6 protein-coding genes are annotated in these 8,062 nt (G+C 39.2%); all 6 read left to right on the top strand.

The genetic code is table 11. The features are described from left to right. Positions 1–440, top strand: a 440-nt coding sequence (locus tag ABWO41_RS13020; protein ID WP_353138667.1) for a family 43 glycosylhydrolase, incomplete at its 5' end; no start/stop codon positions are given. 12 nt (positions 441–452) lie between these two features. Next, the gene (locus ABWO41_RS13015; protein ID WP_353138664.1) at positions 453–2,069 is read left to right on the top strand and encodes a sialidase family protein; all 1,617 of its coding nucleotides are present in this window, start codon (positions 453–455) and stop codon (positions 2,067–2,069) included. A 12-nt stretch (positions 2,070–2,081) separates the two neighbouring features. Further along, positions 2,082–4,097: a hypothetical protein gene (locus ABWO41_RS13010; protein ID WP_353138661.1), complete on the top strand. Its 2,016-nt coding sequence runs from the start codon at positions 2,082–2,084 to the stop codon at positions 4,095–4,097. A gap of 5 nt (positions 4,098–4,102) precedes the next feature. Further along, on the top strand, positions 4,103–5,122 hold the full coding sequence (locus tag ABWO41_RS13005; protein ID WP_353138658.1) for a family 43 glycosylhydrolase: 1,020 nt from the start codon (positions 4,103–4,105) through the stop codon (positions 5,120–5,122). Between the two features lie 12 nt (positions 5,123–5,134). Then, positions 5,135–6,265, top strand: a complete 1,131-nt coding sequence (locus ABWO41_RS13000; protein ID WP_353138655.1) for an aldose epimerase family protein — start codon at positions 5,135–5,137, stop codon at positions 6,263–6,265. A 10-nt stretch (positions 6,266–6,275) separates the two neighbouring features. Next, a partial coding sequence (locus tag ABWO41_RS12995; protein WP_353138652.1) for a glycoside hydrolase family 2 protein occupies positions 6,276–8,062 on the top strand: 1,787 nt, incomplete at its 3' end.

Below are 8,062 nucleotides of genomic sequence, written 5' to 3'. Positions count from 1 at the left end.
ACGATCTCCAGACAATAAAAACCGCTACCTTAAAAAAATGCATCAATGTTTCTCAAACCTGGGAAGAAGTTTGGCCAAGAGTAAACGAAGGTGCTTTTGTAATGAAGCACAAAGGTCTTTACTACATGACTTATTCCGCCAATAGCTATGAAAGTCCGTTTTATGGAATTGGCTTTGCAACAGCCTCGTCTCCTGAAGGACCATGGACAAAATATGCATCAAATCCAATATTACAAAAACCTCAGGATTTAGTAGGCGTAGGCCATAGTGCCATGTTCAAAGATAAATCCGGTAAGCTGCGGATTGTTTTTCATGCACATCATAGCGCAACCAGCATACACCCAAGGGCAATGTACATTGCCGATGTCACATTTACAGATGATAACATCCCCGTGATGAAGATCTCTAATGATATCCTTAGACCAAAATTAAAAAGATAAGATTGCTGCTACATGAAAAAGCTGTCAGGTAGTTTTATATTGCTCATTTTATTGCTTCTTCTGCAAGAAAGCACTTTTGCTCAGTCAGAAAAAGTAAGCTCTGGTGTTCGTATCGCCTGGGATTATGCTTCTATGCAGCAAATTGCAGAAATGGGAGGATATCCAAGACTAGCAAGATTAAAAGATTCCTCGATATTTGTAATTTATGAAACCCGAACCGGCGATATTCACTTTAAAAGAAGCTGGGACAACGGAAAAACCTGGAGCACCCCGACAGCTATTTTTTCTAAATTCTCTTATTCATCACTAGACGGAAAAACTACCGTCGTGAATATTGCAAACCCCGAAGTCAAACAATTACAAAACGGAGATATTATTGTCGCCTGCAATTACAGACCCAGACAAGAAGAAATTGCACCCTACTCTATCGTGATAAGGAGAAGTTTAGACAATGGTCGGACGTGGTTGCCGCCACAAACACTTTATGTGGCGGCGCCACGTTTTGGCGACGGCTGCTGGGAACCTTCCTTTTTACAGTTACCCGGCGGAGAATTACAAGTTTATTTCGCTAACGAAAACCCATACCGTCAATCTGACGAACAGGAAATTTCAATGGTAAAATCATTTGACAACGGTAAAACATGGACCGAAAAAGCCTTTACCGTTTCATTCCGAAAAGAACGAAGAGACGGAATGCCCGTTCCAATTTTAATAAACAATGAAATTGTAGTAGCGATAGAAGATAATAAAACCGATCGCTTTAAGCCTTATACCGTCAGAACAAAAATTTCTGATAACTGGAGCCAGCCGGTATTGTCCGAGTCTGGAAACAGAGATTATGCATTGGATACCCATATCCCTGATTCTGTTTATATGGGCGCTCCTTACCTTTTAAAACTCCCCAATGGCCAAACACTATTATCTTATCAGACTAATGAAAACAGGGCTCACGACTGGGAACTTTCTACAATGGAAGTCGCAATTGGCGATAAAGAGGCCAGAAATTTCGGAAAACGAACCCGTCCATTTAACGTACCTCCGGATAACGAGGCAAAGTGGAATTCAATAGCTATGTGGGATGACCAAACGGTTGTCGCTTTAGCTTCCACAAATTTCAAATCTAAAAACGTTGCTCCCTGGCTAATTAAGGGATACATTATTCCTGACGTGATGAAAGCAAGCTCTGCCATAGAGGAGTTTCCGCTTTTTATAGGATCCAAATCCAATAGCAATCTAAGAGCTGGAATAGCCAGTAAAAATCAGGAGATCAACGTAAAATGCAATATCTCTGAAAAAGAGACATCTCAATCCGGAAAAACAGGGATGTATCTGTTCTTTCTTTTAGATGGGAAAAAACACAAAATATGGTCTTCCAAAAATGGAACAAACCAACTCTATATTGAAAAAAATGGACAATGGAAGCCGGTTTCCAATTTTGTTAAAACAAATACCGAAATAAATGACAATGGATATCGTGTTTATTATACCATCCCTTACAAGAAGCAATCAAAAAGTTTACAAATAGGACTAGCGTTATCTTCTTATGACAATAATGGCAGTTTTTATACCGAATACCTTACCGATATGAATGAAAGTAATGCCGACTCCTGGATTAAAGTTGTACTATAAATTATGATTGAAATGAAAACAAAATTGCTTTTAGCCTTTATGCTCGCATGTGGTCATCTTGTTTCTAAAGCACAAGAAACGAAGGTACAATATAGCATTTCCCTAAAAACTCCCGGAAATGAGGCAAAAACCTATAATCTGCAAAACAACAGTAACGGAACGCTTACAGCACAGGAAAATATACCTGTTGAAATAAGACAACAGATTACCAGTAACGGAGAAACAACACGAATAGAAGTAAATATAAATGCCAGAGAAGAAGTCTACTACAGTTTCGAAGAAGTTTTTAATATAGCTTCTTTTGAACATCAAGACTGTCAGTTCTTTATGCCGGGCTTTTGGTATCATAAGAACCTCCGCTCTCCAAAAGAAGCTCCTTCATTTGCCACAAGCGATAGCTGGCAGGTTCGCGAAGACAGATTAAGCACTCCGCTTACCGGTATTTTTAATGAGAAAAATGGAGACTTTTATACCGTCATCAGATTAGATCAGCTTAACAATGAAAGCTTAACCACCCATAATACCGGAGAAGTTATCCTCAATGGTAAAACAGATTTGGGATTTACCGGATTTAGAAATATCAATGGCTCTTCGGCTCTGGTTTTTGGATTCCCTTATAACGAAGCACCAAAGACCTATATCAGGAAATTAACGCTGATACCTGCGGTTAAAGCCTTTGAAAAACTGGAAAAAGGCGGAAGCAGAAAATTAACATGGGAAATCAGAAAAGGAAAAGCAAAAGACTATGCCGATTTTATTGCTAAAGCATGGACATATTCCTTCGACACTAAAAAACCGCAGCCGGTTAATAATGCATACACAACTGTAGAGGCAAAAAGGATTTTAACTAATTTCTTTAAAGAAAGCTATGTAGACCAATATGCTTTAAAGTATTATTCTGGAGTAGAACTGCGTACAGACGATTGTAAAAGTACCGGAATTGCAGAAGTTGGTTTTGTGGGAAGAGTACTGTTAAATGCCTATAACGCTTTAGAATATGGCGAACAGAACAATGACCAGCAATTGGTTAGCAATGCAAAGGCTATTTTTGACAGTTACCTTACGCATGGATTTACTTCTGCCGGATTTTTCAGAGAAGTGGTAGATTTTACCCGAAACAAAGAAGAACACATTTATAGTATCCGCAGGCAATCTGAAGGAGCATTTGCCATTCTAAACTATTTAAACTACGAAAAGAAAAAAGGAAGAAAACATCCCGAATGGGAAAACAGGGTTAAAACATTATTATCAAACTTCGCAAAGCTTCAGAAGCCAGACGGAAGTTTTCCCAGAAAATTCGACAACGATTTACAGATAAAAGATGCGAGCGGAGGCAGTACTCCGTCGGCCACATTACCTTTAACAATGGCTTATGCATATTTTAAAGACAAGAAATACCTTGAACAGGCCAAACTAACCGCTGTTTATCTGGAAAAAGAAATCATATCAAAATCTGATTATTTCTCGTCTACATTAGACGCAAACTGCGAAGACAAAGAAGCCTCTTTATACGCTTCTACGGCAATGTATTATCTGGCTATGGTCTCTTCCGGGAAAGAGCGTCAGCATTATACCGACTTATGTTCAAAGGCAGCCTATTTCTGTCTAACATGGTACTATACCTGGGATGTCCCTTTCGCTCAGGGGCAAATGCTGGGCGACGTTGGCTTTCAGTCACGCGGCTGGGGAAATGTCTCGGTTGAAAATAACCATATAGATGTTTTCATTTTCGAGTTTGCAACAGTCTTAGACTGGCTGGCACTGCAGAGAAAAGAAGACAGATTTTCCAAATTCTCTTCAGTAATTAAAAGTTCTATGTTACAATTAATGCCGGTAAAAGATCACATGTTCAATATTGCGAAAGTGGGCTATTATCCAGAGGTTGTACAGCATACCAATTGGGACTACGGAAAGAATGGAAAAGGTTTTTATAACGATATCTTTGCTCCGGGCTGGACAGTGGCTTCCTTATGGCAAATGTTAAGCCCAACAAGAGTAGAAGACTTTTTTAAACCAACCAAAAAATAAATCCTATGAGAGCGTATTTTTTTAAGATGATGTTTATGCAACTTTTAGTTATGTCCTCTTGTTATGGCTGTAAAAAGAACAATAAATCTTCTTTTGAAGTACCCAAAACCAACGAGTATTTTAATCCTGTTCTTAGCATAAGCTTGCCAGACCCAACCATTATTAAAAGTAATGATGGCAGTTTTTATCTATACGCAACAGAAGACACCAGAAATGTCCCAATTTATAAATCTTCAAATCTGATTGACTGGAAGTTTCAGGGAACAGCCTTTACAGATAATACCAGGCCAAACTTTGAACCGAACGGAGGAATATGGGCCCCGGATATCAATTATATAAATGGAAAATATGTGCTGTATTATTCCATGTCGGTTTGGGGTGGCGAGTGGACTTGCGGAATTGGAGCAGCAGTATCTGACAAGCCCGAAGGCCCGTTTACAGATAAGGGAAAACTTTTCAGGAGCAATGAAATTGATGTGCAAAACTCAATAGATCCTTTTTATATAGAAGAAAATGGGAAGAAACATCTGTTTTGGGGGAGCTTTAGAGGCATATATGCAATAGAACTTGCCGATGACGGTTTATCCGTTAAACCAGGTGCACAAAAGCAACAGATAGCAGGTACTGCATTTGAAGGAACCTATATTCATAAAAAAGGTGATTTCTATTATCTCTTTGCTTCAATTGGCTCCTGCTGCGAAGGAGTAAACAGCACTTATAAACTGGTTGTTGGCCGATCAAAATCCTTGATGGGACCTTATGTAGATAAAACCGGAAAAAACATGATGGACAACGGATATAACATTGTAATCAGCTCTAACAGCCGTTTTGTAGGAAACGGACATTGTTCTGAAATTGTTCAGGACAAAGATGGAGCCGATTGGATTTTTTATCACGGCGTAGATGTTAACAATCCAAAAGGGCGTGTGCTTTTATTAGATCAGGTAAAATGGGATAATGAAAACTGGCCTTATGTAGAAGGAGGTTCTCCATCTTTAAAATCTGTCAAACCTAATTTTAACTAGAATATTATAACCATGAACAAGATTATTTCTTTTATACTGTTAATCTTTCTGTTTTCCTGTTCAGAAAGCAAAAAGGCACCAGCATTGTTGGACGCTCAGGCATTTTCTAAGGAAATAGATGGTAAAAAAGTCTCGCTTTATACCCTTGAATCTAAAAACGGATTGATTTTGCAAGTAACCAATTTCGGACTGCGAGTGGTTTCCCTATGGGTACAAGATAAAAATGGGAAATACGATGACGTTGCGGTTGGTTATGAAAATATAGACCGGTACATTAACAATACCGGAGAACGCTTTTTAGGACCAGTTGTTGGCCGTTACGCCAATAGAATTGCTAAAGGGAAATTTACTCTAGACGGAAAAACATACAGCTTACCTATTAACAACAACGGGCAAACATTGCATGGAGGCATTAAAGGTTTGGATATGGTTGTTTGGGACGTCGATAGTGTAGCTAAAAACCTAATCCGTTTCTCTTATCTGGCTCCGGATGGACAAGATGGATTTCCGGGAAATCTAAAAATAAACGTAGAATACAACTTAACAGATGATAACGAATTTAAAATCACGTATAAAGCAACTACAGACAAGCCTACTGTTGTCAACTTATCCAATCATACATTTTTCAACTTGAAAGGTGAAAGCAATGGAACTATAACAGATAACGAACTGACAATTTATGCCAGCCACACCACTCCAATAGACAGCGTTCTTATTCCTACCGGAGAAATTGCTTCTGTTGAAAATACACCATTTGATTTTAGAAAGCCCAAAACTATAGGCGAAAGAATAGAAGAAAATAATCCACAGCTTAAAAATGGGAAAGGTTACGACCATAATTGGGTGTTAGACAGAAAATGGACTAATGAAGTTGAACTTGCTGCTGAACTTTTTGAGCCCAAAAGCGGAAGATTACTACAGGTTTATACAGACCAACCGGGGTTACAGTTTTACAGCGGAAACTTTTTTGACGGAAAAACCAATGGAAAATTTGGAAAACCTATAAAATTCCGTGAAGCTTTGGCTTTAGAAACTCAAAAGTTTCCAGACAGTCCTAATCAACCCAATTTCCCTTCTACAAGGTTAGATCCCGGACAAACCTATACTCAAACTTGTATCTATAAATTCTCTATCAGAAAATAATCCCTTCCATATGAGACATTTTATAAAAAGAACACTCCAAATAATTTCCGCAGCAGCATTTACACTAAATATTTTTAGTGCAAACGCTCAATGGAAACCTGCAGGAGACAAGATAAAAACACAGTGGGCAGAGCAGATAAATGTAAATAGCGTACTTCCCGAATATCCAAGGCCAATTATGGAAAGAGCAGATTGGCGAAACCTAAACGGACTTTGGGAATACGCCATCTTGCCTGTCGGCAAAGCAGAACCTAAACAATTTGACGGAAAAATATTAGTTCCGTTTGCCGTAGAATCCAGCCTGTCTGGAGTTCAAAAAGAACTTGGCGGCAATAACGAGCTTTGGTATAAGCGATCTTTCGATATTCCTTCCGCCTGGAAAGGCAAAAATATCCTGCTTCATTTTGGCGCTGTTGACTGGAAAACAGAAGTTTTTATAAATGATATTAAGATTGGTTCACATATCGGCGGATACACGCCTTTCTCATTCGACATCACTCCATTTCTTACCAAAGGAAACCAAAAGCTGGTTGTAAAGGTTTGGGACCCAACAACAGACGGGTATCAGCCTGTAGGCAAACAGCGTAAAAAACCAGAAGGAATCTGGTACACTCCAGTATCCGGAATCTGGCAAACCGTTTGGTTAGAGCCTGTAAATTCACAACACATCGCACAGGTAAAAAGCTCATCAGATATCGATAAGAAAAAGTTAATTTTTGATATACAAACCACTGGAACAAACTCTGCCAATATTATTGAGGTAAAAGTAAAAGACAGTGGAAAAACCATAAGCGCTTATAAAGCCAAAACAGGACAGTCAATTGAAATACCTGTTGAAACAGCAAAGCTGTGGAGTCCGGAGAACCCTTTTTTATATGATATAGAAGTAGCTCTGTTTAAAGACGGAAAAGTCATAGACAGAATAAGCAGTTACGCAGCCATGCGAAAAATCTCTACCAAAAGAGATGAAAATGGCATAGTAAGGCTTCAGCTGAATAACCAAGATTATTTCCAATTTGGCCCGTTAGACCAGGGCTGGTGGCCAGATGGTTTATATACAGCACCTACAGACGAGGCTTTGGTTTACGATATTCAGAAAACGAAAGATTTCGGATTCAATATGATTCGTAAACATGTAAAAGTTGAGCCTGCCCGCTGGTATACTCATTGCGACAGACTGGGGATTTTAGTTTGGCAGGATATGCCAAACGGCGATAAATCTCCGCAATGGCAAAACAGGCAATATTTTAATGGCAGCGAGCTAATTAGAAGCGGCGAATCTGAGGCTAATTATCGCAAAGAGTGGAAAGATATTATGGATTATTTATATTCACATCCTTCTATAGTGACCTGGGTACCTTTTAATGAAGCCTGGGGGCAGTTTAAAACCCAGGAAATTACAGAGTGGACAAAAAACTACGATCCGTCCCGACTGGTTAATCCCGCAAGTGGAGGAAATCATTACCGTGTTGGAGACATGCTGGATCTGCATAATTATCCCGGACCGGAAATGTACCTTTATGATGCAGAAAGAGCAACTGTTTTGGGCGAATATGGCGGTATTGGCCTCGCATTACAGAACCATCTTTGGCAACCTGAAAAAAACTGGGGTTATATTCAGTTTAAGAATTCAAAGGAAGTTACCGATGAATATGTGAAGTATGCCGAAAAGCTGAAAAAGATGATTAGATCCGGCTTTTCTGCGGCCGTTTACACGCAAACTACAGATGTTGAGGGAGAAGTTAACGGGCTGATTACTTATGACCGGAAAGTTATTAAAATGGACGAGCCAAGAGT

Origin of the sequence: Pseudopedobacter sp. (assembly GCF_040392825.1) — a bacterium.
Classification (GTDB): domain Bacteria; phylum Bacteroidota; class Bacteroidia; order Sphingobacteriales; family Sphingobacteriaceae; genus Pseudopedobacter.
Note: the sequence above shows the minus strand (reverse complement) of the source record. Positions and strands in the feature narration are given on the sequence as shown.

Excerpts from the sequence above, each read along its gene's own strand:
- ABWO41_RS13010 (WP_353138661.1), top strand. The coding sequence starts at position 2,082 with ATGAAAACAAAATTGCTTTTAGCCTTTATGCTCGCATGTGGTCATCTT.
- ABWO41_RS13015 (WP_353138664.1), top strand. The coding sequence starts at position 453 with ATGAAAAAGCTGTCAGGTAGTTTTATATTGCTCATTTTATTGCTTCTT.
- ABWO41_RS13005 (WP_353138658.1), top strand. The coding sequence starts at position 4,103 with ATGAGAGCGTATTTTTTTAAGATGATGTTTATGCAACTTTTAGTTATG.
- ABWO41_RS13000 (WP_353138655.1), top strand. The coding sequence starts at position 5,135 with ATGAACAAGATTATTTCTTTTATACTGTTAATCTTTCTGTTTTCCTGT.